The organism is Agrobacterium sp. DKPNP3 (genome assembly GCF_052686535.1).
Window position 1 is genome coordinate 1 of record NZ_JBQYSN010000074.1, and the last position, 24,658, is coordinate 24,658.

The 24,658-nt window shown below is 61.2% G+C and carries 21 protein-coding genes; 6 read left to right on the forward strand and 15 right to left on the reverse strand.

What is annotated here, in order from left to right; all coding sequences use genetic code 11:
- Both ACUTJJ_RS18390 and ACUTJJ_RS18395 read left to right on the forward strand, forming a co-directional pair.
- Nucleotides 1–395, forward strand: a 395-nt coding sequence (locus ACUTJJ_RS18390; protein ID WP_445543022.1) for a uracil-DNA glycosylase, incomplete at its 5' end; no start/stop codon positions are given.
- Between the two features lie 152 nt (nucleotides 396–547).
- Nucleotides 548–739, forward strand: a complete 192-nt coding sequence (locus tag ACUTJJ_RS18395; RefSeq protein WP_063950983.1) for a hypothetical protein — start codon at nucleotides 548–550, stop codon at nucleotides 737–739.
- Between the two features lie 266 nt (nucleotides 740–1,005).
- Here the strand turns inward: ACUTJJ_RS18395 and ACUTJJ_RS18400 are convergent, their stop codons facing one another.
- The gene (locus ACUTJJ_RS18400; protein WP_063950982.1) at nucleotides 1,006–1,941 is read right to left on the reverse strand and encodes a DMT family transporter; all 936 of its coding nucleotides are present in this window, start codon (nucleotides 1,939–1,941) and stop codon (nucleotides 1,006–1,008) included.
- 440 nt (nucleotides 1,942–2,381) lie between these two features.
- On the opposite strand from ACUTJJ_RS18400, the gene pepN reads away from it, so the two are divergent.
- The 3 genes from pepN (at nucleotide 2,382) to ACUTJJ_RS18415 (ending at nucleotide 8,058) form a co-directional block, all read left to right on the forward strand.
- A complete protein-coding gene (pepN, locus tag ACUTJJ_RS18405; RefSeq protein WP_445543023.1) occupies nucleotides 2,382–5,030 on the forward strand; it encodes an aminopeptidase N in 2,649 nt (882 codons plus the stop codon).
- Between the two features lie 134 nt (nucleotides 5,031–5,164).
- Nucleotides 5,165–5,485, forward strand: a complete 321-nt coding sequence (locus tag ACUTJJ_RS18410; RefSeq protein ID WP_063950980.1) for a carboxymuconolactone decarboxylase family protein — start codon at nucleotides 5,165–5,167, stop codon at nucleotides 5,483–5,485.
- A 236-nt stretch (nucleotides 5,486–5,721) separates the two neighbouring features.
- Entirely contained in the window at nucleotides 5,722–8,058 is a 2,337-nt protein-coding gene (locus tag ACUTJJ_RS18415; protein ID WP_063950979.1) for a PAS domain-containing sensor histidine kinase, read from the forward strand.
- A gap of 191 nt (nucleotides 8,059–8,249) precedes the next feature.
- Here ACUTJJ_RS18415 and ACUTJJ_RS18420 read toward each other — a convergent pair whose 3' ends face one another.
- Nucleotides 8,250–11,219, reverse strand: coding sequence for a bifunctional [glutamine synthetase] adenylyltransferase/[glutamine synthetase]-adenylyl-L-tyrosine phosphorylase (locus ACUTJJ_RS18420; protein WP_445543024.1), 2,970 nt, complete (start codon nucleotides 11,217–11,219; stop codon nucleotides 8,250–8,252).
- Nucleotides 11,220–11,438: 219 nt separating this feature from the next.
- On the opposite strand from ACUTJJ_RS18420, the gene ACUTJJ_RS18425 reads away from it, so the two are divergent.
- On the forward strand, nucleotides 11,439–12,296 hold the full coding sequence (locus tag ACUTJJ_RS18425; RefSeq protein WP_445543025.1) for a MipA/OmpV family protein: 858 nt from the start codon (nucleotides 11,439–11,441) through the stop codon (nucleotides 12,294–12,296).
- A gap of 174 nt (nucleotides 12,297–12,470) precedes the next feature.
- Here ACUTJJ_RS18425 and ACUTJJ_RS18430 read toward each other — a convergent pair whose 3' ends face one another.
- The 13 genes from ACUTJJ_RS18430 to ACUTJJ_RS18490 all read right to left on the reverse strand — a co-directional run.
- A complete protein-coding gene (locus ACUTJJ_RS18430) occupies nucleotides 12,471–13,880 on the reverse strand; it encodes a sensor histidine kinase (protein ID WP_063950975.1) in 1,410 nt (469 codons plus the stop codon).
- Between the two features lie 9 nt (nucleotides 13,881–13,889).
- Nucleotides 13,890–14,648, reverse strand: a complete 759-nt coding sequence (locus ACUTJJ_RS18435) for a response regulator transcription factor (protein ID WP_273545423.1) — start codon at nucleotides 14,646–14,648, stop codon at nucleotides 13,890–13,892.
- Between the two features lie 313 nt (nucleotides 14,649–14,961).
- Entirely contained in the window at nucleotides 14,962–16,515 is a 1,554-nt protein-coding gene (locus tag ACUTJJ_RS18440) for a Do family serine endopeptidase (protein ID WP_063950974.1), read from the reverse strand.
- A 153-nt stretch (nucleotides 16,516–16,668) separates the two neighbouring features.
- Entirely contained in the window at nucleotides 16,669–17,136 is a 468-nt protein-coding gene (locus tag ACUTJJ_RS18445) for a cytochrome c-type biogenesis protein (RefSeq protein ID WP_144575175.1), read from the reverse strand.
- Entirely contained in the window at nucleotides 17,133–19,124 is a 1,992-nt protein-coding gene (locus tag ACUTJJ_RS18450) for a heme lyase CcmF/NrfE family subunit (protein WP_445543026.1), read from the reverse strand. Before ACUTJJ_RS18450 ends, ACUTJJ_RS18445 begins: the two co-directional genes overlap by 4 nt.
- Entirely contained in the window at nucleotides 19,121–19,630 is a 510-nt protein-coding gene (gene ccmE, locus ACUTJJ_RS18455; protein ID WP_445543027.1) for a cytochrome c maturation protein CcmE, read from the reverse strand. Before ccmE ends, ACUTJJ_RS18450 begins: the two co-directional genes overlap by 4 nt.
- Nucleotides 19,627–20,781, reverse strand: coding sequence for a c-type cytochrome biogenesis protein CcmI (ccmI, locus tag ACUTJJ_RS18460; protein WP_445543029.1), 1,155 nt, complete (start codon nucleotides 20,779–20,781; stop codon nucleotides 19,627–19,629). The genes ccmE and ccmI overlap by 4 nt, the downstream gene beginning before the upstream one ends.
- A 184-nt stretch (nucleotides 20,782–20,965) precedes the next feature.
- Nucleotides 20,966–21,394 carry a hypothetical protein gene (locus tag ACUTJJ_RS18465; protein ID WP_296066436.1) on the reverse strand — a complete coding sequence of 143 codons (429 nt, stop codon included), beginning with the start codon at nucleotides 21,392–21,394 and terminating at the stop codon, nucleotides 20,966–20,968.
- Nucleotides 21,395–21,498: 104 nt separating this feature from the next.
- The gene (locus ACUTJJ_RS18470) at nucleotides 21,499–22,899 is read right to left on the reverse strand and encodes an ATP-binding protein (protein ID WP_063950969.1); all 1,401 of its coding nucleotides are present in this window, start codon (nucleotides 22,897–22,899) and stop codon (nucleotides 21,499–21,501) included.
- Nucleotides 22,889–23,560 (reverse strand): response regulator transcription factor, encoded by a 672-nt coding sequence (locus tag ACUTJJ_RS18475; RefSeq protein ID WP_003509815.1) that lies wholly within the window; start codon nucleotides 23,558–23,560, stop codon nucleotides 22,889–22,891. The genes ACUTJJ_RS18470 and ACUTJJ_RS18475 overlap by 11 nt, the downstream gene beginning before the upstream one ends.
- A gap of 93 nt (nucleotides 23,561–23,653) precedes the next feature.
- On the reverse strand, nucleotides 23,654–23,908 hold the full coding sequence (locus tag ACUTJJ_RS18480) for a hypothetical protein (protein ID WP_003497070.1): 255 nt from the start codon (nucleotides 23,906–23,908) through the stop codon (nucleotides 23,654–23,656).
- Between the two features lie 136 nt (nucleotides 23,909–24,044).
- The gene (locus ACUTJJ_RS18485) at nucleotides 24,045–24,251 is read right to left on the reverse strand and encodes a hypothetical protein (protein WP_063951112.1); all 207 of its coding nucleotides are present in this window, start codon (nucleotides 24,249–24,251) and stop codon (nucleotides 24,045–24,047) included.
- Nucleotides 24,252–24,285: 34 nt separating this feature from the next.
- Nucleotides 24,286–24,658, reverse strand: a 373-nt coding sequence (locus tag ACUTJJ_RS18490; RefSeq protein ID WP_445543028.1) for a hypothetical protein, incomplete at its 5' end; no start/stop codon positions are given.

A 24,658-nucleotide genomic window follows, 5' to 3' on the forward strand; every position in this document is an offset into this window, starting at 1 on the left:
GCAAAGCCGGCCTGCTGCTGGATCGCATGCTCGCAGCCATCGGTTTCGAGCGCAGCACTATCATGCTCGGCAACGTCGTTCCCTGGCGGCCGCCTGGCAACCGCCCGCCGACCCAGGCCGAAATGGATATCTGCCGCCCCTTCATCGAGCGTCAGATTGCGCTTGCGGAGCCGAAACACCTGTTGCTTCTCGGCAACTTCACCGCACGTTTCTTCTTCGGCGGCACCGGCACCATCCATACCATGCGCGGACAGTGGCGTGATGTCGCAGCCGGCCACCTGATTCTGCCGGCGCTCGCCAGCCTGCATCCGCAGGAACTGCTGAACGCGCCAGCCAGTAAGTCATTGGCATGGCAGGATTTATTGGCATTTCAAGCGAAAGTAGCCAGAGCCTGACTGCCTCATTACTGTTCAATGTAAATGATTTATGAAGAAAGCCATGCGGATTACGCATAACAGCGGCGCATTTGGCCAGCTTGCCGAATCCATGCTGCGCTGCGATATACCAACCATGTCTTGGGAGGAATTCGGTTAAAGGAACCAAGGCAATGACCACTCGCTTCCGTCCGGTACATTCCGGCTTTGAAACGCTCCGCCTGGCAGGCCTCGGCGCCCGCTCCAGTCAGGGCTACCACCGTTTCGGCGCTGCCGCAAACGAACAGATGACCGCACGCGCTGCCATGCAGCAGGTCCGCGTGACACGTCCCTCGGCCGTCTTTGCGGATTTCCGCGAGCGCTGAGAAGCACTCAGGCCAGCTCAGGCTCGGTCGATAGATATGATTGCGCGCTGGCGTCTTTCTTCGGGAAGGCGCCTTTTGCTTTTGTGGTTTATAACGATCGTAGCTCTTCGTCATGCCGGACTTGATCCGGCATCCAGCCAGCCCAGGTCCTAGGGCCGAAAAGGCTCTCCTCGCCGCGCAGACGCGGGTCGGATGGATTCCGGCTCAAGGCCGGAATGACGGAAAGACAATTCGGCCAGCGCTGGCCTACCCAAAGCAAATGTCCATCACCCCTGCGGCGTCGAGGCCTTGCGTGCCGCGCGTCTTGCCAAGCCCAGTTGATGCTCGCGGAAAATGATGAAGATGCCAGCGAGGATCACGATCGCTGTGCCGATCAGCATGGTCGCCGTGGGGATGTCGCCGAACAAGATGTAGGAGACGGCGATCCCGAAGACGATGGAGCTATATTCGAAGGGCGCGATGACGGAGACTTCCGCGTGGCGGTAACTTTCCGTCAGGAAGATTTGCGCCACGCCGCCGCAGATGCCGCTGGTGATCAACAGCACGGCCTGTGTCATCGTCAGCGCGCTCCAGCCAAGCGGCACGCTCAGCAGTGACAGCAGGGTGGCAGTCAGCGAGAAATAGAGCACGATGGTCGGCGTTTTCTCCGTTTCCACCAACTGTCGCACCTGGATCATCGCCAGTCCGCCCAACGCCGCTCCGCACAGCACGGCGATGGCGCCCAGCCCCTCGCCCGCGGCAAAGCCGCCTTCCTTCAAAAGCGTCATCTTCGGCCACAGAATGACCAGCACGCCCATCATGCCAACGAAGACCGCGCTCCAGCGATAAACGCGCACTTTTTCGCGCAGGATGAAGGCGGCAAAAACGACCGCGAGCAGCGGCGAGGCATAACCAATGGCGATGAATTCCGGCAGCGGCAACATGGTCAGCCCGTAAAAGCCGCAGACCATGGAAAGAATGCCGAGAAAACCGCGCTTGAAATGGCCGAGAAGATTGTTGGTGTGCAGCGCGCTTGCCAGCGCGTGCAGCCAGGCGAGATAAACGACGATAGGCAGAATGGCGAAGGCGGAGCGGAAGAAGGTGATCTGGCCGGCCGGCACATCGCCTGCGGCCTTGATACAGGTCTGCATGACGAGAAAGAAGCCGACCGAAATCAGCTTCATGCTAATCCCACGAAAGGGATTCATCGGTTCGGCGTTCATTGGCAGTTACTCATATCGGCTGCACAGACACGCCATCGGGGGATTTTCATGCGGGAAAGGACGACGCAGGAGAAGTGGATGCCTCAAGGCTAGAGCATTCTTCCGAGGCTTTACAGCAAAAAATGTTATTTACCCATGAATTCGGTTGATCTGGGGAAGCTTCGTTTGCCCGGCTCACGGGATGGTCACAGACCAAAAGTCGCAGGTGCTAAAATTTAAAGAAAATAAAATATAATTTCAGCAATCGTTCAACATTTGCTGCGATGGTCCCATGGTCCGGCGGCGGGAGGATCGTCTGCATGGCCGGCAAAGCCTTCCAGGGCGGGACAGAATGTCCTCCGACGCGCACATGAACGTGACGAATACTCTACCGATTTTACATCCGGGCCTTATGACGACATGATGCCGGGAAGACCACGCCAAGTTATTCAGGGATAGTCATGCGAACAGACACGGGCCAGATCGTTCACCTGGCAGATTACCGCCCCACCGATTTCGTTCTGGAGCGGGTGGATCTCACCTTCGAACTCGACCCCAAGAACACGAAGGTCGAAGCCCGTCTGATTTTCCACCGCCGAGAGGGCGCTGACCGGCAGGCGCCCCTGGTTCTCGATGGCGACGAGTTGACGCTTTCGGGCCTGCTGCTCGATCAGGTGGAGCTTCCCGCCGATCAATATGACGCCACGCCCGACAGCCTGACCATCCGCGACCTCCCGGCCGAATCCCCCTTCGAGATTTGCGTCACCAATTACATCAATCCGCAGGTCAATACGCAGCTGATGGGGCTTTACCGCACCAATGGCGTTTATTGCACGCAGTGCGAGGCGGAAGGTTTCCGCCGCATCACCTATTTCCCCGACCGTCCCGATGTGCTTGCGCCCTACACTGTGACGATCATCGCGGCGAAGGAAGGCAACCCTCTGCTGCTCTCGAACGGCAATTTCCTCGGCGGCGGCAATTACGATGAAGGCCGTCACTTCGCGGCCTGGTTCGATCCGCATCCGAAGCCCAGCTATCTTTTCGCACTCGTCGCCGGCGATCTCGGCGTGGTCGAAGACACATTCACCACCATGTCCGGCCGCGACGTGGCGTTGAAGATTTACGTCGAGCACGGCAAGGAGCCGCGTGCGGCCTATGCCATGGACGCGCTGAAGCGTTCGATGAAATGGGACGAAGAGCGCTTCGGCCGCGAATATGACCTCGATATCTTCATGATCGTCGCCGTGTCGGATTTCAACATGGGCGCGATGGAGAACAAGGGCCTCAACGTCTTCAACGACAAATTCGTGCTGGCCGACCCGGAAACCGCCTCCGACGCGGATTACGCCAATATCGAGCGTATCATCGCGCATGAATATTTCCACAACTGGACGGGCAACCGCATCACCTGCCGCGACTGGTTCCAGCTGTGCCTGAAGGAGGGCCTGACGGTCTATCGCGACCAGGAGTTTTCCGCCGACATGCGCTCGCGTCCGGTCAAGCGCATCGCCGATGTGCGCCACCTGAAATCCGAGCAGTTCCCGGAGGATTCCGGCCCGCTGGCGCACCCGCCACGTCCGGATACATACCGCGAAATCAACAACTTCTACACGACGACCGTGTATGAAAAGGGTGCCGAAGTCACCCGCATGATCGCCACGATCCTCGGCGCTGACGACTTCAAGAAGGGCATGGACCTCTATTTCGAGCGTCATGACGGTGAAGCGGCCACGGTCGAGGATTTCGTCAGGAGCTTTTCTGACGCCAGCGGCCGCGATCTGTCGCAGTTTTCGCTGTGGTACACGCAAGCCGGAACGCCGCTTGTCTCGGTTTCCTCGGCTTATGACGCTGGCAAATCGACGTTCAAACTCACGCTCGAGCAAACCACCGCGCCGACACCCGGCCAGCCGGTGAAACAGCCGCGCCACATTCCGCTGTCTCTAGCGCTGATCCTCGATAATGGCCAGATCGCCGAACCGCAGGCCGTGGAAGGCGGTGAGTATCGCGATGGCGTGCTGCACCTGACGGAGCGCAACCAGACCTTCTCCTTCTCCGGTATTTCCTCGCGCCCGGTGCTGTCGATCAACCGCAGCTTCTCCGCGCCTATCAATCTGCATTTCGAGCAGAATGCGGCTGATCTGGTGCAGATCGCCCGGCATGAGACGGACATGCTCGCTCGTTTCCAGGCGCTGACCGACCTTGCCCTGCCGGCGCTCACTGCTGCCACAAAGGCCGTGCAAAAAGGCGAAGAGGTCCGCGCGGATTCGGCTCTCTCTGCGACGCTCATCGAAATCATCGGCGACGACACGCTGGAACCCGCCTTCCGGGCACAGGCGCTTGCCTTGCCAAGTGAAACCGATATTGCCCGCGAACTTGGTGGCAACACCGATCCCGACGCGATCCACAAGGCGCGCAACGAAACGATAAAAGCGATCGCGACCGCCGGACTTGAAACGCTTCGCCGACTTGCTGAGGGTGATGCCGATAATGCAGCCTACAGCCCAGACGCCGAGAGCGCGGGCCGCCGGTCGCTGCGCAACGGCGCCTTGAGCTTCCTCGCCTTCGCCGAGGCAACGCCGGAGCGGGCCGCCAAGGCCTATGCGAGCGCCGGCAACATGACCGATCTCGCCTATGCGCTGAGTGTCCTGACGCAGCGCTTCCCCGACAGCGCCGAAACGCAGGAAGCTCTTGCCGCTTTCGAGAAACGTTTTGCCGACAATGCGCTGGTGCTCGACAAGTGGTTCTCGCTGCAGGCTGCCATTCCCGGGGAAGGCGCGCTGGAACGGATCAAGAAGCTGATGAAGTCGAAACATTTCATTGCGACCAATCCGAACCGGGTACGTTCGCTGGTGGGCACGCTCGCCTTCTCGAACCCGACCGGCTTCCACCGTGCCGATGGCGCAGCCTATCGGTTCCTCGCCGAGCAGATCATCGCGATCGACAAGCGCAACCCGCAGCTCGCCGCCCGCATCCTCACCTCCATGCGCTCCTGGCGCTCGCTGGAGCCCGGCCGTGCAGAGCATGCGAAAGCCGCACTTTCAAGCATCGCTGCGGCAAAAGGGCTCTCGACCGATGTAAGCGACATCGTCGGGCGTATCCTGCAAGGCTGATTGCCGCGAATAGCCATTATTGCGACCTCCTCCGCGACGCCGTCTTGATTTCCATCAAGGCGGCGGCCTGCGTTCAGCGACATCATCAGAGGCAGTGGGGCTGCAGTCGGCCCTTTGAACGAAGAGGAAAAGAAATGACCGACATGTCCAGAACCAGCGCTTCGTTTCAGCGCTTCATGACCGATGCGCCAGCCCACAAGGCGGCTTGGTTTCAGGCAGTGCAGGCTCTGGGTGCTGCGTCGACGCTGGACGAGAAAACGCAAAGTCTGATCTACATTGGCATTCTGGCAGCGCTCCGGCTGGAAAGCGGCATTGGTTTTCATGTGATGGAGGCCAAGGCCCACGGTGCGACGCGCGACGACATTGTCAGCGCCATATTGACCGGCCTTCCCGCCGCAGGAAACGGCGTCATCGCAGCACTCGGCCCTGCCCTCGATGCCTTCGATGGGATCTGACGGTGCCCAAATCCTGTCCCTCAACAGCAGATAGCAGGGTGCCGGCCCACTGATTTTCTTCGCGAAACCCGGCTTGCGAGAAACGGTGTCCAATTGTCCCGAAAAAATACGGAGTCGGTTCAAGGGGTTAAAATTCTTTTAACTTTTGCCTCTGGACAGGGCGAATCGCATTTGATTCATTAGGCATATTCGAGCGGCGGCGCTTCGAATCAGTGGGGATATCTAAAGGCGGGACAATGACGAACGTGCGGCGGGCGACTGCGGGCGATGAGCGGCCGTATGCCAAATTTTCTGATCTTGCGGCCTGGGGCGAAAGGCTTTCCAGCGACCTCATGGGTTTGATGAATGGCGCCGACCGTCCGGCGCCGCAGGTCGAGACCCTGTTGAAGCGTCTCATTCCTATTCTCATCCTTGCCTTCCTCGTGGTCGTTGCGGCCTCGCGCATGCTCGGCATTGCGGCAGAATACGGCCGTATGGAAGAGGCCGCCCGCCACTCCACGGCGCTGACGGCACTCACCGCCAAGGCAGCGCTTCTCAACAAGGGCGCGGTCTTTGCCGCACAGGATCGCGCCGGTGCCGAAGCGAGCCTTGTTGCTGCCCTTCCGTCCGGCAGCCTGGCTGATGGCACGATGGTGCTGCTATCGGGCAGCAACGGCCGCATCTTCGCCGGTGCGGGCGAGGAAGCGATGCTGTATGTCGGCACCTCGCTGCCTGCCCTGCTGCCGGAGATCGCTATCGTACAGCGTTTTCCCGGTGCGCCCGGCACCATCGAGACCAATATCGATGGCCAGCAGCATTATGCGACGATGATCCCGTTCGGCGATGACGGCGCGATGGTGATCGCGGCGCGCTCGCTGCAGCCGATCCGCTCCTTCTGGCGCAGCGAAATCGCCATGAACGTGACGCTCTTTGCCGGCATTTCATCGATCCTGCTCGTCGTCCTCTATGCCTATTACATGCAGGTGAAGCGCGCCCGCGACGCGGACGACATCTTTGCGGAATCCAACTTGCGGGTGGAAACGGCGCTGTCGCGCGGCCGCTGCGGCCTGTGGGATTTCGATCTTTCCAGCCGCCGCATGTTCTGGTCCGGTTCGCTTTATGAAATTCTGGGTATGCCGCCAAAGGCAGCGCCGCTCTCCTTTTCCGACGCAGCCCGCATGATGCATTCCGAAGACGGCAATCTCTATGAACTTGCCCGCGCCGTCGGCTGCGGCAACCTGCGCCAGATCGACCAGATTTTCCGCATGCGCCATTCCAAGGGTCATTATGTCTGGCTGCGGGCCCGTGCGCAGGTCATCCGCACGAATAACGGTCCGCGTGTCATTGGTATCGCCATGGACGTCACCGAGCAGCACCGTCTTGCCCAGCGTTATGCAGAGGCCGACCAGCGCCTCGCAGACGCGATCGAATCCACCTCGGAAGCCTTCGTTCTGTGGGACAAGAACGATCGCCTCGTGATGTGCAACACCCACTACCAGAAGGCCTATGGCCTGCCGGACAGCGTGCTTGTGGCCGGGACCGAAAAAAGCACGGTCCATGCCGCCGCCGCCCGCCCTGTCGTCGAACGCCGCGTTGCCGATGCGGACCAGTCCGGCCTGTCCCGCACAACGGAAGTGCAGCTCGCCGATAATCGCTGGCTGCAGATCAACGAACGCCGCACCCGCGACGGTGGCCTCGTCTCTGTCGGCACCGATATCACGCTTCTCAAGCGCCATCAGGAACGACTGCGCGATTCCGAGCGCCGGCTGATGGCTACCATTGGCGATCTCTCGGCCTCGCAGCACAAATTGGAGCGCCAGAAAACCGAGCTTTCCGACGCCAACGCCAACTACCTTGCCGAAAAAGAGCGCGCCCAGGCAGCAAACCGGGCGAAATCGGAATTCCTGGCCAATATGAGCCACGAGTTGCGCACGCCGCTCAACGCCATCCTCGGTTTCTCGGAAATCCTGCTGAACGAGATGTTCGGCCCGGTCGGTTCTCCGAAATATTCTGAATATGCGCGCGATATCCATGACAGCGGCAAGCATCTGCTCAACGTCATCAACGATATTCTCGACATGTCGAAGATCGAGGCGGGCCACATGCGCATCAACCGCGAGACAATCGATCTCGCGCCGCTGATCGAGGAAACCCTGCGGCTGACGGCCATCCAGGCCGAACAGAAGAACATCACCGTGCAGCAGAAGGTCTGCGCTGGCCTCACCATGCAGGGCGACCGCCGCGCCATGAAGCAGATCATGCTCAACCTGCTTTCCAACGCCGTGAAATTTACGGGCAATGGCGGCAGCATTGCGCTGCGCACCCACGTGCATGAGGCCGCGATGATCCTCACCATCGCCGATACCGGCATCGGCATTCCCACACAGGCGCTGGAAAAGATCGGCCAGCCCTTTGAACAGGTGCAGAGCCAATATGCCAAGAGCCAGGGCGGCTCGGGGCTGGGGCTGGCAATTTCCCGCTCCCTGGTGAAGCTGCATGGCGGGACGATGAAGATCCGCTCGTGTGAGGGGCGTGGGACGGTGGTGACGATCATTATTCCGCACGCGGCGGGGCGGTGTGGGACGGTGCATTGAAGCTTGGTGGGTGTGGTTTACCCCCCTCTGCCCTGCCGGGCATCTCCCCCACAGGTGGGGAGATCAGCTAGAAGGATGCTCCCCGAGAAATTCACAACGTTTGAGATTATCGAGCGATTGCCGCTGGTCGATCTCCCCCCTTGTGGGGGAGATGCCCGGCAGGGCAGAGGGGGGTGTAGCACCCACCAACCCTACCCGCCATTCTTCACCACCGCCACAAACCCCCTCCGCACCGCCTTCGACAGTCGCTTCACCTCGCCCTCGAGCGTCGCAATGTCAGGGCAATCCCCCGCCCGGCACACAAGATCGATCAATCCAGCCGGTGCTTCCTTCGGGTTGAAGGCACCATCGATACACAGCCGCACGATCTGCGAAATTTCGGTGTAGAGCGAAATCGCCGCCATGCAGTCATCGAAGGCCTGCGGCTCCATGACGGGCGCGGCCAGCATCTGAAGCGCCTCAGCCGTGTTGCGGCCGGGTTCGTGCGCGGCAAGGCCCTTCACCGGGCCCACAAGCGTCAGATATTGGGCGATGAATTCGAGGTCGATCAACCCGCCATTGATGAGTTTGAAGTCCCAGATGTTCTCCGGCGGCTTCTCTTGCTCGATGAGGTTTCGCATCTCCAGCACATCGGCGGAAACCTTCGCCAGATCGCGCTTCTGCGATAGAATGGAGGCAATGATGCGGCGTGCATCCTCCATCAGTGTGTCTTCGCCGCAGACGAGGCGGGCGCGCGATAGCGCCATATGCTCCCAGGTCCAGGCCTCCTCGCGCTGGTATTTCTCGAAGGCTGAGATGCGGGTCGCCACCGGTCCCTTGTTGCCGGAGGGTCGAAGCCGCATGTCCACCTCATAGAGCACGCCTTCCGCCGTCGGCGCTGACAGGGCGGCAATCAGCCGCTGGGTGACGCGGGTGAAATAACGCACCACATCCAGCGGCTTTGCGCCGGTGGATTCATGAGCGGTGTCGTCATAATCATAGAGCAGGATGAGATCGACGTCCGAACCGGCCGTCAGCTCAAAGGAGCCGAGCTTGCCCATGCCCATGACGGCAACGCGCCCGCCGGGATAGGTGCCGTGCGCCGCCTCCATCTCCGAAAGCACCGCATTCAGCGCCGCCTCGATGACCAGATCGGCAAGGTGGGTGAAGGCGCGGGCGGCGACCTCGCCGCGGATCGCGCCGGTCAGCAGCCTGACGCCGATGAGGAACCGCTGTTCGGCGGCGAAAATGCGCAGCCGGTCGAGAATATCCTCGTAATGGCGGGCGTTGGAGAGAAAGTTGCCCATGCGGTGGGCGAGATAGTCGCGTGTCGGCACGTCGCTCATCAAAGCCGGGTCGAGCATGCCATCGAAGACATGCGGGCGGGCGGCGATGATTTCGGCCAGACGCGGGGCCGACGACATGATCGTCACCAGCAGCGACAGCAGCGCCGGGTTGTTGCCGAGCAGCGAGAAGAGCTGAATGCCCGCCGGCAGGCCGGAGAGGAAATTATCGAAGCGCAGCAGCGCCTCGTCGGCCCGTTTGCTTTCGCCGAAGGCGCGCAGCAGGTCAGGCGTCAGTTCCGTCAGCCGCTCGCGCGCCTCGACGGATTGCGTCGCCCGGTAACGGCCATTGTGCCAGGTGCGGATGACACGGGAGATATCCTCCGGCCGCTGAAAGCCAAGCGTGGAGAGCGTCTTCAGCGTATCTGGATCGTCCTTCTGGCCGGTGAAAACGAGATTGCCGGCCTCGCCCGACAGCTTCACCTCCTGCTCGAACAGCGCCGAATAGCGCCGCTCCACCAGCCGCAGCACTTCTTCCAGCTTGTCCGAAAAAGCCTTGGTGTCCTCGAAACCCAGCATGAAGGCGATGCGCTTCAATTCGGCTTCCGTGTCCGGCAGCACATGGGTCTGCTCGTCGCGCACCATCTGGATGCGGTGTTCGACTTCCCGCAGGTACCAATAGGCTTCCGTCAGGCTGTCGCGGGTTTCGGCGTCGATCCATTTTGCCTCGGTCAGTGCCGCCAGCGCCTCCTCGGTCGCGCGCACACGCAGCGGCGGCATGCGGCCGCCTGCGATCAGCTGCTGGGTCTGGGCGAAGAACTCGATCTCACGGATGCCGCCGCGCCCGAGCTTGACATTATGGCCCTTCACCGCAATCGCGCCATGGCCCTTATGGGCGTGGATCTGGCGCTTGATGGAGTGGATATCGGCAATTGCCGCATAATCGAGATATTTGCGGAAGATGAAGGGCGTCAACTCGCGCAGGAAGTTTTCGCCCGCCTTGATATCGCCTGCCACCGGCCGTGCCTTGATATAGGCTGCCCGTTCCCAGTTCTGGCCCCTGCCCTCGTAATAAAGCAGCGCCGCCTCCACGGGAATGGCGAGCGGCGTCGAGCCAGGGTCTGGCCGCAGCCTGAGATCGGTGCGGAAGACATAACCATCGGCGGTACGCTCCTGCATGATGCGCACGAGGCGGCGCATCATACGGCCGAAATTCTCCGTGGCATCATAGGGATCGTCCATGATGCCGGCCGAAGGCTCAAAGAACACGACGGCATCGATATCGGAGGAATAGTTAAGCTCGCGCGCGCCGAGCTTGCCCATGCCGAGCACGATCAGCCCGGAACCCTCGCTGGGCGCTGCGACATTTTTCAGCTTGAGCTTGCCGCTCTCATGAGCCGACAGCAGCAGGTGGTCGATGGTCGCCGAGAGCGAGGCATCCGCCATGTCGCTCAGCCAGCGTGTCGTATCGCGGGCGGTGAAGATGCGGGCGAGATCGGCAAGGGCGGCGATAAAAGACAGGCGCCTCTTGGCGATCCGTAACCGCGACATCACCTCGGCTTCGCTCGGTGTGCCACCATCTTCCCGCGGCTTCCAGCAGTCGCGCGCCTCACGAACCAGATCGGTCAGCAGCGGCTCAAGCGGTTTCGACATTGCCAGCGACAGCAGGCCTTCATCCGCCGCTGCCATGTCGCGCAGGTAGGGAGAAAGAGTAAAGGCGTTGGCAATGAAGTCCTTCAACGGGCCTTCTTCGGCCATCAGCGCGGCGACCGCCGGCTCGGCCTTGCCGATATCCTTCAGCGTCGAAAGAACGGATTTCAGTTCCGTCTGCGTATAGGGGCGGATCGCGCCCGGCAGAACCTCGCTCAGCCGTCTTTCGACGGTTTCCCGTTTCGTCACTGTCTCTCTCCCTCTTCCGCCCGACCAGCAAAGCAAGCCGACGCGCCTCTCTGGCGTTGTAACAAATGCCGGACGCTTTGCGATCAGAAAACCGCCGACGGCGATGTTTTATCATGCACGGCACCACGTAATGTCTCCGCAATTGTGCCCGCGTAGCGTCATCCTCAACGAAACCCGGTTCCCAGGTTTCCGAGGTGTGGTGCCGCAACGGATTGGATCATGACGAAGATTTTTAAGATGAAATTTCAGAAAAACCTGCTGACTGCGGCGCTCTGCCTTGCCGCGCTGCCGATAGCCGAGGCGGTCAACGCGCCTGCTTTCGCTGCCGATATCGGCAAGTCGGACCGCGTTGCGGATCCGGGCACGGGTTTCGACGATGCCCGCTACAGCAATTCCAGCGAATGGAAAATCACGCTCGGGGTCGGTGCGGCCTATGCGCCGAAATACGAGGGTTCCGACAAGCCGGAAATGGGGGCCGTGCCGATGGTTTTCGTCGATTACGGAGATTTCCTAAACATCAATTTCAGCGGCGTGACAGTCAACCTCCTCAACCAGAGCGGTTTCAGGCTTGGGATCAAAGGTGGCTGGGAAGCGGGCCGAAAGGAAAAGGACGACCGGAAGAACCTGCGTGGTCTCGGCGACGTCAAGGCCGGCGGCGTGATCGGGGGCATCATCGCCTATGACGTCGAGCCCTTCGAAATCTATACCAAGGTCGACAAGACCATTGGCGGCAGCGAAGGCCTGACCGCGACCATCGGCGCAAGCGTGTCGCACAAGGTCGACCAGTTCATCCTCAGTGCCGACCTCTCCGCCACCTGGGCCGACGACAAACACATGAAATCCTATTTTGGCGTGACCTCGGCACAATCCGCCCGCTCCGGCCTGCGCCGCTATGACGCCAAGGCGGGATTTAAGCGCATCGATGCCAGCGCTTCCGTTTCCTATTTGCTGACGGAAAACTGGGCGATCACGGGAATGGGTGGCGTTGGTTTCCTGATTGGCGACGCCAAGGACAGTCCGCTGTCGAAGAAGGATATCCAGCCATTTGCCATGATCGGCATGTCCTATACTTTCTGAGCGGGGAAATCAGGCCGCGCATGAGCGGGGGCGGGTTTTCAGAGCTTCAGGCACATGTTCCTGCCCCCGCGCACCTGATATCGACGACCGGATACCCGTGCTCATGTACCTGCGGCGGCCTCAAACATGTCTCCGCGCATGAATATGAGGGTGCTAGAACCGCAGGTATGTCCGCTAAGGCTTTGGAATGGGGAAAACCATCGAAATGGTCAGTCCCGGACAGGCCGTGTTGGTGGCATCCGTGTCCGAGAGCAGCAATGATCCGCCGTGCAGCTCCATCACGGCTTCCACCAGCGAGAGGCCAAGCCCCGTGCCCGGCTTGGAGCGGCTTTCATCCAGCCTGACGAACCGTTTCAGCACTTCGCCGCGCTTGTCGGCGGGGATGCCGGGACCGTTATCGGCAACGGAAAGCACGATCGCCTCCGGCTCTCTTGCCAGACGAACGACCAGTTTTTTGTCGCCCTCGGCCTCGCAGGCATATTTCATGGCGTTGTCGATGAGGTTGGAGAGCGCCTGGCCGATCAGCTCACGATTTCCTTTTACGGAGAGCCCGTGCTCGATCTGGGTTTCCAATACGAGACCGGCATCCTCAGCAACAGGCTCATAAAGTTCGGCGCTGTCGGCGGCAATCGCTGACACGTCGACATCGGTCATTTCGGCGGCAATCGAACCGGCCTCGACGCGGGAGATCATCAACAGCGCGTTGAAGGTGCGGATGAGCTGGTCGGATTCAGCGATGATGCCTTCCAGCGCGGCCCGCCGCTTGGTCTCGTCGGCGTCATCCAGGGCTGCCGCCGCCTTGTTGCGCAGGCGGGTCAGCGGGGTCTTCAGGTCATGGGCGATGTTGTCGGAGACCTGTCGCAGGCCCTCATTCAGCTTTTCGATGCGGCCGAGCATGGCGTTGAGTGAGCCAGACAGCCGGTCGAATTCATCGCCCGAGCGGCCTTCCGGCAGACGCTGGGATAGATCACCCGCCATGATCTTCTTCGTCGCCGCCGACATGCGGTCGATGCGCTTCAAGGCATTGCGGCCAATGCCGAACCAGATGAGCAAAGCACCGCCACTCATGATCGCAAGAGCCACCATCAGGGCGTTGCGCACCAGCGCCCGGAACTTCGTCGGTTCACCCAGATCGCGGCCGATCAGGATACGCAGGCCGTTATCAAGCACGAAGACATTTGCGGTGGCGAGGTGCTGCACGCTGTCGCCGCTTTCGGAATAGCGCTCGTAGCGGAAGGGGAAACCCGTCCAGCCCTCCTTGTCGAAAACGCCCGGCTGCACGGACGCGACGTTGCCAGCGAGGATTTCGCCGTTCGGCCCGGCGATGATATAAAGGCTCGCCCCCGGCTGGCGGGCGCGGCGCTCCATCATCCGCAGCAGCGGATTGATGCCGCCACGATTATAGACGCGCTGGACATCGGAGACTTCCTGCAGCACAGCATCCCGCGTCTGCTGGTTCAACAGGCGTTCTGAAAGCGCTGTGACGTAAAAGACCAGAAATGCGGCACAGAGCGCGAAAAGCAGGATATAGAGCGCCGAAAGGCGCACTGCCGTCGATCTGAACAAAATTCTGAGGCGGGCCATTTTCGCCAATCAGCCCTCGTCCTTCATCATGTAACCTGCACCGCGAATTGTCTTCAGCAGCGGCTTCTCGAAATCTTTCTCGATCTTCGAGCGCAGACGCGAGACATGCACGTCGATGACGTTGGTCTGCGGGTCGAAATGGTAATCCCAGACGTTTTCCAGAAGCATGGTGCGGGTCACGACCTGCCCGGCATTCTTCATCAGATATTCGAGCAGGCGGAACTCGCGCGGCTGCAACAGGATTTCCTTGCCGCCACGCCGCACATCGTGGGACAGTCGGTCAAGCTCAAGATCGCCAACGCGATAAATCATGTCCTGCTCAGGCTTGCCCTTGCGGCGGCCAAGCACCTCGATGCGGGCGAGCAGTTCGGAAAAGGCATAGGGTTTTGGCAGATAATCGTCGCCGCCCGCACGCAGGCCGGTCACGCGGTCATCGACCTGACCCAGCGCCGACAGGATCAGCACCGGCGTCTCGATGCCGCGGCGGCGCAGCTCGCTGATGACGGACAGTCCGTCGCGGCGCGGCAACATGCGGTCGATTACCATCACGTCATAGGCATTCTCGCAGCCCATGAACAGGCCGCTTTCACCGTCGCTGGCATGATCGGCAACGATCCCGACTTCGCGGAACGCCTTGGTCATATAGGCCGCAGCCTCGAGGTCGTCTTCAATGACAAGAATCTTCATGTGCGGGACAATAGCGCCCTCGCCCATTTCCGTACAACTGGAAACAGATGCGGGAGTAACTTCCTGAACTTTGTTTTCCATGAGGTTTCCTCCGAAGACCTGGTTTCTGGCACCATTGCGCTTCAAGACGGGCAATCGTCTATGGATTGGGCCGGTGCGGCTGAGTTTCCTCTCCCCGCCGGGGAGAAGGTGGCCCGAAGGATCGGATGAGGGGGTAGCGTTGCCGAATATCTCTACCCTCGCCCCCTCATCCCGCTGCCGCGGACTTCTCCCCGGCGGGGAGAAGAAACAAGCGGTGCGCACTCGCTCCACATTCCTTGTCTCGTTCCTATAGCGAGACATGATCCGTAGCGACGCCGGCCTCCCAAGGAAGCCGGCATTGCGTTTCAGCCTATCAACCCTGGTCGATGTCCAGAGCGATGAAGCGGCTGCCGTCATCTGTCTGGATCTGGAACAGCGCCTTGGAACGTCCGTCCTTCTTGGCCTGCTCGAGGATTTTCTCGATATCGGCGGCGGAGGTTACCTGCTGGTTGTTGATCGAGGTGATCTTCTCACCCGTCTTCAGACCACGGGCAGCGGCATCGCTGTCGGGATCGACATCGGTGATGGCAAGGCCATTTCCATCTTCAGCGGGTGCGACCGTCAGGCCGAGGCTCGAGAGAACCTTATCGCTGGAGGACTGGCCGCCCTTGTCGTCACCCTGGCTCGGTGCGGACTTGGAGGCTTCATCGCTGGCCAGATCACCGAGCGTGACGTTGACGGACTGCGACTTGCCATTGCGCCACAGCGAAATCTCGACCTTGCTGTTCGGCGCCATGGCACCGATGCGGCGCGAGAGGTCACGGGCGTCCTTGATCGTCTCACCATTGACGGCGGTGATGATGTCGCCCTGCTTGATACCGGCCTTGTCGCCCGGAGAGCCGGACTGCGGCGAAACGACGAGTGCGCCCTTCGCTTCGGAAAGGCCAAGCGATTCGGCAATGTCCTTGCTCACAGGCTGGATCTGCACGCCGAGCCAACCACGCTCGACCTTACCGTCCTTCTGCAGGTCGGCGATCACTTCCTTGGCAACGGACGAGGGAATGGCGAAGGCAATGCCGACACTGCCACCCGACGGTGAGAAGATCGCCGTGTTGATGCCGACAACCTCACCATTGAGATTGAAGGCCGGGCCACCCGAGTTACCGCGGTTCACGGCAGCGTCGATCTGCAGGTAGTCGTCGTAAGGGCCGGAGCCGATATCGCGGCCACGGGCGGAAATGATGCCCGAGGTGACCGTGCCGCCGAGACCGAACGGGTTGCCGACGGCGACGACCCAGTCGCCGACGCGGATCTTGCTGTCATCGGCAAACTTCACATAGGTGAACTTGCGGTTCACATCGACCTTCAGCAGCGCCAGATCGGTGCGCGGATCACGGCCGACCAGCTTGGCATCGAGTTCGGTGCCGTCATTCATGACGATGGTGTAAGCCGAGCCGTCATCCACGACGTGGTTGTTGGTGACGACGTAACCGTCTTCGGAGATGAAGAAGCCGGAGCCCTGAGCGACGGGGCGCAGCGGGCCCTTGCCGTCACGGTGGCGGTTCGGACCACGGTCCGAGCGATCCTGGTTCGGGCCGCCGAATTCCTTGAAGAAACGCTTCAGCGGATGGTCGTCCGGCAGCTGGTCGAGGCCACGGCCGCCGAAGTTGAAGGAGAAGTTGCTGGAGTCATCGGAAGCAGGCTGCACGTTCGACTGCACGCGAACCGATACGACGGCGGGCGATACGGCGTCGACCACATTGGCAAAGCTTGGAACCTGCGGCGCCGTGACTTCGACAGGGGCGGCGAAGGAATGCAGGATAGGCGCGGCAAGACCGGTCGAGAGCATCAGCGCAGCAAGACCGCCAACGGTCGTGGCCTTCAGGGCCGTCTTCAGCGAGGAATGGCCGTTTTGCGAATGAGACATGGTGTACCTTCTTTCTTCATTCAGACTGGAACCCGAGTGACCGGGGAAGCGGTGGATGATGAAGATATAGGAGGCGGCACCTTACAGCGAAGTGTCTGAGGAATGAAAAATCCGTAATGTTGAAAAAGAACCTATCCGAAAAAAGAAAAACGTTTATTTTTCAAGTAGATCTCTGATTTTCGCCTCTTCGTCAGCGCTGAGTTTTTTCGGTTGCTCCAGCGTGACCCGGCGGCGGGAAAAGATGAAGACCGCAAGAACGCCCGCAAGTGTGAGGCCGATCGGCGCGCCCCACAGGAGGATCGTGCGCAGGCTGAGGCGCGGCTTCAGAAGCACGAACTCGCCGTAGCGCGACACAACGTAATCGATGACCGCCTCGTCGCTGTCACCTTCGACGATCCGCTCGCGCACCAGCACCCGCAGGTCTCTGGCGAGCTCCGCATTGCTGTCGTCGATGGACTGGTTCTGGCAGACCATGCAGCGCAGCTGCGAGGTAAGATGACGGGCGCGCTGTTCGAGAACCGGGTCCTTCAGGACCTCGTCGGGGTTGAAGGCGCTGGCGGGCGAAACGGCCGCGAACAGGACGGTCAGAAGAAAAGTCAGCCTGACGACGAGCCTGCTCATTCCGCCGCTCCCGGCATCGCCGCCGGCACTGGCTTTGCCTTGCGGGTGGGCGCGCCAACCCGCAAGCGCCGGTCGGAGAGCGAGATGACGCCGCCCGCCATCATGAAAAGCGTGCCGCCCCAGATGCAGAGAATGAAGGGCTTCCACCAGATGCGCACCACCATGCCGCCATCCGCCATGGGGTCGCCCAGCGACACATAGAGCTGGCTGAGACCGAAGGTCAGAATGCCTGCCTCCGTCGTCGGCATGCGCCGCGCGGTATAGAGTCGCTTCGAGGACCAGACATCGGCCACCTCGACGCCCGCCCTGCGCACGGTGAAATGGCCGCGATCTTCAGTAAAGTTCGGGCCGACGGCGTGACGGATGCCGTCGAAGGTCAGGCTGTAGCCGCCCGCTTCCGCCACCATGCCCTGTTTCATCTCCAGCACCGTTTCGGTCTCATAGGTGGTGACGATGACGATGCCGAGCACCGTGATGCCGAGACCCATATGCGCCAGCGCCGTGCCGAAGGCCGACCGTGGCAGGCCTTTCAGGCGGCGAAACGCGATCCCGAAAGCGAGTTTTCCGAAATTGGCGCGATACCACAGATCGGCAAGCGCGCCGAGAATCAGCCAGAAACCGGCGGCGATACCGAGGGCTGCAAGCACCGGACCGCCATTTTCGATATACCACAGCGTCAGCCCGGCCAGAGCCGCAATAGCAGCGGCCACATAAAGCCGCTGGAAAGCGCCGAGAAGATCGCCGCGCTTCCAGGCCAGCATCGGGCCGAATGGCGTCACGATCAGGATCGGGATCATCAGCAAGCCGAAGGTCAGGTTGAAGAAAGGCGCACCGACCGAGATTTTTTCGCCCGTCAGGGTTTCGAGGATGAGTGGATAAAGCGTGCCGATCAGGACGGTCGCGGTCGAAACCGTCAGGATAAGGTTGTTGAGGACAAGTGCACCTTCACGCGAGATCGGCGCGAAGAGGCCGCCGGCCTTCAGCGTCGGCGCCCGCCAGGCGAAAAGCGCGAAGGCGCCGCCGATGAAAACGGTGAGGATGCCGAGAATGAAAATGCCGCGGCTCGGATCGGTGGCGAAAGCATGGACCGAGGTCAGCACGCCGGAGCGCACGAGGAAGGTGCCGAGCAGCGACAGCGAAAAGGTCATGATCGCCAGAAGCACGGTCCAGATCTTCAGCGCCTCTCGCTTTTCCATGACGAGCGCCGAATGCAAGAGCGCCGTGCCGGCAAGCCACGGCATGAAGGAGGCGTTTTCCACCGGATCCCAGAACCACCAGCCACCCCAGCCGAGCTCATAATAAGCCCAGTAGGAGCCCATGGAGATACCGGCCGTCAGGAAGGTCCAGGCAGCAAGCGTCCAAGGCCGCACCCAGCGGGCCCAGGCCGCATCAATGCGCCCTTCCAGAAGGGCGGCAACGGCGAAGGAGAAACAGACGGAAAAGCCGACATAACCGAGATAGAGCAACGGCGGATGGATGGCGAGACCGAAATCCTGCAGGATCGGGTTCAGGTCCTGCCCCTCGGCCGGCACCCGGGCCAGCCGCAGAAAGGGGTTGGAGGTGAGGAGGATGAACAACAGGAAGGCGACGGAAATCCAGGCCTGAACGGCAAGCACATTGGCTTTGAGCGTTTCCGGCAGGTTGCGGCCGAAGGTGGCGACGAGTGCGCTGAAGAACACGAGGATGAGCAGCCACAGCAGCATCGATCCTTCATGGTTGCCCCACACGCCGGTCAGCTTGTAGAGCATCGGCATCAGAGAATGCGAATTTTCCCAGACATTGCGCACGGAAAAATCCGAAACCGCATAAGCTCGCGTCAGCGCTGCAAAAGACAGACCGACCAAAAGGAACATCAGGACGGAGCCGATGGACGCAACGTCCATCAAGGCACGATCATTGCGGCGCGCGCCGATGACGGGCAGGATCGAGACGATCATCCCCACGCCAAGCGCCAGAACAAGGACGTAATGGCCGATCTCGTTGATCATCGGGTCGCTCCGGTCTTGTCGGCGGAAGAGGCTGCGCCTGAGACCGCGTCGGCGGGCTGCTTTCCGCCCTCCTCTTGCTGCCAGAGGCCCTTGTCCTTCAGCCTGTCCGCCACTTCCTTTGGCATGTAATTCTCGTCGTGCTTGGCCAGAACGCTGTCGGCTACAAAACCGTGCGTGGCGGCATCGAACATGCCCTCCGTCACCACGCCCTGCCCCTCACGGAAGAGATCCGGCAGGATGCCGGTATAGCTCACCGGCACGGTCGCCTCGCCATCGGTGACGGTGAAACTGACCGTGCGTCCCTCGCCGCGCTTGATGGAGCCTTCGGCCACCAGACCGCCAAGACGAATACGCGTGCCGGGATTGACTGGCGTCTTTTCCAGATCGGCAGGCATGTAGAAATAGGCGATGGACTGCCCGAAAGCGAACATGACCAGCAGAACGGCCGCCACGATGAAACTCATGCCGCCGCCGATGATCGCCAGCCGTTTCTGTTTGCGGGTCATTGCGTCACTCCCTGCGGCGCGGCATCCTGTTGTCCGGTGGGGCGGATCGGCCCGGCGGAAACACCGAGTTGCTTTGCCAGCGCCAGAAGCTGCCTGCCCTCTTCGCCCTCCGGTGGGAAAGCCTGCAGGCCGTCCCGCAAGGCTTCACCAGCCTTGGCTTGGTTCTTCAGCACGGAATAAGCGCGCATGAGCCGCATCCACCCTTCAACATCATCAGGGTTCTCCTTCAGCTTGGCATCGAGGGTCGCAACCATGCCCTCGATCATCGCCTGGCGGTCGGCTGGCGCCATGTCATTGGCAGCAGCCACATCGGCGGCAGTTGGCCCTGTCCCGGCTTTTCCGCCAGTACGGGCGATATGTTCCTGCACCAATGGCAGCCACGGAGCACCGGCGGGTGCAGCGGCGGCAAGTGCCGTAAAGGCCGACTGAGCCTCCTCAGACTTGCCCGATTGTTCGAGCGCCAGCGCCAGATAAAAACGGGTGCGCGGATTACCGGGGCTCAGCCGGTCGGCCTCTGCAAAGGCGTCCCTTGCAGCGTCAGTGACGACACCGTCATTGCCCGCCACCAGCGTTTCGCCAAGGCCCGTCAATCGCTCGGCACTTAGTCCGGCAATGCGCAAGGCATTGCGATAGGCGAGCTCGGCGTCGCCAAGGCGCTGCATCTTGAAATAGATCGGCGCCAGAACATCCCATCCGGCGGCATCCTCGGGGTTCTGCGCCAGATGCCGTTCCGCGCGGGCAACCAGAAGGTTCATGTCGTTGCCGGGGTTTGCGAGACGTGCCTCGAGCGGCATGTCCGGCGTCTCCGGACTGCCGTTCCAGATGTAAAGACAGAGACCCAGTGCCGGCAGGAGGGCGGTGATGAAGCCTGCGGCGAGATTGTATCGACGCGGCCGGTCTTCTTTTGCCGGCCTCTCCTCGGATTCGGCGGCGGCCAACAGGCGACGGCCGATTTCGGCGCGGGCGTATTCGGCCTCGGTTTCGCCGATCAGGCCAGCCTTGCGTTCGCGATCGAGTTCGGCCAGCTGGTCGCGATAAACGGCAACCTCACCGTCGCGGCGCGTCTGCGACACTTCGGTTTTCCGCATCAGCGGATACATCAGGACGAGGGCAACAGCCGCCGTCAATATCGCAACGACAATCCAGAACATTAGGCTCAATTACTCGAATGCGCGTGACATGGAAACATGAAGCGCGAGGATGACGCGAATTTGAGACATCACGCCGCACCGCAGATGCTGTTTCGGCTGTCGCGCCGCGCCCTTTTTCTCACCGTCGAAGGCCCGCGACCTTGATTTACGTCAAACTTGACGACACGCTTCGGCTGGAAATGCTCTAGGTGAGAGGCGACCAGCTTCCGTCGGCATTGCGGCAGGCAGCGCCGCGCGCCTTGATTTCGCGTCCATCGACCGTCAAGGTGTGGGAATATTGGCGGCAGTTCTGGTTGCCGACCTGATAGGGCGCATTGGCAACCACCTGTCCTTTGACGTCATCGCCAGCCCATGAGACCGGCGTGCCGACCGGTGCGGTTTCCAGCGCCTTATACTCCGCTTCAAGCGCTTTCGTCTGGTCGCCACGGTCAAGCTCAACGCCGCTTCGTCCGACAATGCCGCCCTGCAGATTGGCAAGAATGGGGGTTGACGGTTGCGCTGACCGACCGAACAGGCCACCGCCGGATGGGCGGGTGCCGGTGGTGGTGCAGGCGCTCAGCATCGAGACACACAGGATGGAGAGAAGTGCCGGGCGTGACACCAGTGAACGCATCGTCACGGAACGGCAGCCATCGTAAACGTCAACCAAACCCTGTCCTCTTTCTACTGCATCGCACCCAATATATCGGCATTGAATCTCTTGCCTTTTTTCGCGGCTCACGCAAGCTCTTTCGAAAGCCCGGGCAAAATCAGGTCGGCCTTCAGGCCGCCGATGTTGCTCCGCGACAGCGAGAAGCGGCCATGGTACTCTGACACCACCTCGGAAACGATCGACAATCCGAGACCAGTTCCCGGCCGGCTCTCGTCAAGGCGGCGGCCGCGCTTCATGGCCTCGCTGATCTGCTCCGGCTCCAGCCCTGGCCCATCGTCTTCCACCGTCAGTTCCACCCAGGCGCGACGGGCGATTTCGGCATCGGAAGACGGGTGTGTCCCGGCGCCAAGCGTGATCACCACCCGCGTCTGCGCAAAGCGCGCGGCATTCTCCAGAAGATTGCCGACGACCTCTTCCAGATCCTGCTGCTCCATGCCAAGCACCGCACCGGCCTGGTCTATGTTCAAAATGAACTGCTTGTCCGGGTTGAGGCGGCGCATCACCCGCACCAGTCTCTCCAGCGCCGGTTCGGCCTCCACGCGGGCAAGAATGGAGCCGCGCTGGGCGGCAATGCGGGCACGCGAGAGGTAGGATTGCACCTGGGCCTGCATGGCATCCGCCTGAGCGCGCACGAGATCACCATGCTGCGGATCGAGCGTGCGGGCTTCGTTCAGGAGAACGGCAATCGGCGTCTTCAGCGAATGGGCGAGATTACCGACCTGCATGCGCGCGCGCTCCACGAGCCTTCGATTGCTGTCGATCAGCGCATTGACCTCATTGGCAAGCGGCTGGATTTCACGCGGGAACTCGCCCTCGAGGCTTTCCGCCTCACCGCCCCGGATCTTGCCAAGCGCGACCCGGGCCTGATCGAGCGGCCGCAGACTGTAGAGAATGGCAAGGCCGTTGACGACGAGGCTGCCGACACCAAAGACGGCCAGCGCCAGATAAAGGCTGTTGGAAAAGTCGCGAACATCGTCTTCCACGACATTGAGATTGCCCGAGACGCGGAACCGCGCGGCACGGCCCTCGCCGTCCAGAACGACCTCGGTTTCCCCCACCCGAACCTGATTACCGGCTTCATCCGTCACCGTATAAAAGCGCTCGTACCTGTTGTCGAAGGGTGCATCGAGAATGCTCGGCACCGGCAGGGTGGAAACGCCGAGCGACGAAGACACCAGCGGTGCGGTCTGGAAATTGCCGAGCGGCTCCACGACCCAGTACCAGCCCGTATCAGGCTGCGAAAAACGGAGATCGCCAAGCTGCGGGCTGCCGGCGAGCGTGTTCTCGTTGGAGATCGTGACGGAATTGATGACGTTGTAGAGCTGCGCCCGCAGCAGATCGGTAAAGCTGCGCTCCACCCCCTGCCGATATAGCGTCGAAATCACGACGGCGATCACCACCAGCGCCAGCACCGACCAAAGCGAGGCGAGCAGCAGAACGCGGGCGGTGAGAGAATTACTTCGCATCTGCCGGCGCTTGCATCCGGTAACCGAGACCACGGATCGTCTCGATCAGATCAACCCCGAGCTTCTTGCGCAGACGTCCGACAAACACCTCGATCGTGTTGGAATCGCGGTCGAAATCCTGATCGTACATATGCTCCACCAGCTCCGTGCGCGAGACGACCTCGCCCATGTGATGCATGAGATAGGACAGCAGACGGAACTCGTGCGAGGTGAGCTTCAGCGTCGTGCCGTTGACGGTCGCCTTGGAGGATTTGGTGTCGAGCCGCACCGGGCCGCAGACCAGCTCCGAGGAGGCATGTCCGGCAGCGCGGCGGATGAGCGCACGCACGCGGGCCAGCACTTCTTCGACATGGAACGGTTTGGTCACATAGTCATCGGCGCCGGCGTCGATGCCCGCCACCTTGTCGCTCCAGCGATCGCGGGCAGTCAAGATGAGCACCGGCATGGCTTTGCCGGCCGCCCGCCATTTTTCAACGACGGTAATGCCATCCAGCTGCGGCAGGCCTATATCGAGAACGATGGCGTCATAGGGTTCGGTATCGCCGAGATAATGGCCTTCCTCGCCGTCGAATGCCTGATCGACCACGTAACCGGCCTCTTTCAAGGCATCGGTCAGTTGACGATTGAGATTGGCATCGTCCTCAACAACGAGAATGCGCATTATCCGCCCTTTCCTTCCGTCCCGGCCTGGATGTGCGGCCGGTCATGCTGCGTGTGTTGGCTTGTTCTCCGATATTTCGGCGATGCGGGCAAGCTACATCGGCACGCGCATCGTCACCTTGCGCGGGCGCTCTCCGTTGCCCTGCACAAGAACGGTGACGACACAGGACTGACCATCGCCGGAAGGATAGACAGACAGAAGCTGACCGCCGGTTTCGCGCACGACGCGGGCAACGGCTGCGCCACAGTCGCTGGCTGCGAGAATGTAATGGCCCTGCAGATCAGCCTCGGGCGCCGTGAAACCGGAAAGTCCGGCTGCAAGCGTCGCGATGATGAGAGGTGATGCCATTCTACAAACTTCCAAAAACCGGGTGCGTCTCGAACCTTATTGTGAGCGAATATGTAGCGCAAAGCGTCTGAATGGCAAATGAATGCCGCCCCCGCCGCCAAGGCAGGTGGTGGAGACGGCGTTTCGGATGACAACGTCAGCGGATGGTTCTGGTTGCCGAAAGCCGGCCGTAAAGGGCGATCAGCCCGCCAATTCCGCCTGCGACCGTCACCAGTCCGTCGGCAAGCTCGCCTTCCAGCCCCGCTGGCAGATGCAGCCCGGCGATGCCGAAGAGCGGTGCGAAAACCGCGACCAGCGCGCCCCAGATGGTGCGGGATTGATACCATGCTTTGGTACTGTCCATAATCTTGTCCTTTTCGTTGTTTTTCAGGCACATGTCAGGTCGGCAGGACGGCCTGCGCCGCCATGCCCCAGGGCACCGCGCGGCCAAGCTGGCGGACACGCACGGAAATGTGATCCCGCAATGCCGGGAAATCTGTGAGTTCGGCGGCGGTGGCGTAAAGCCAGAGCGGTTCTGAAACGTCCGCCACCCGCCGGACAATTGCTCCGTCAAGCACCTCGATGCGGTAGGTTTCCGATGGTTCGTCCAGTGGAATTTCGCTCCCATCCCAACCATCGGCCTCCACCCTGCCCCGGCGTTTCCACCTGATGAGAACGCCTTCCCGGCGCCTCTCAGCAACAAGATGAACCGGCGAAAGCGGCGTCAGCGCCCGCAGGCCGCCCTCGAAGGCGAAGGGCCCACTCGGCGCG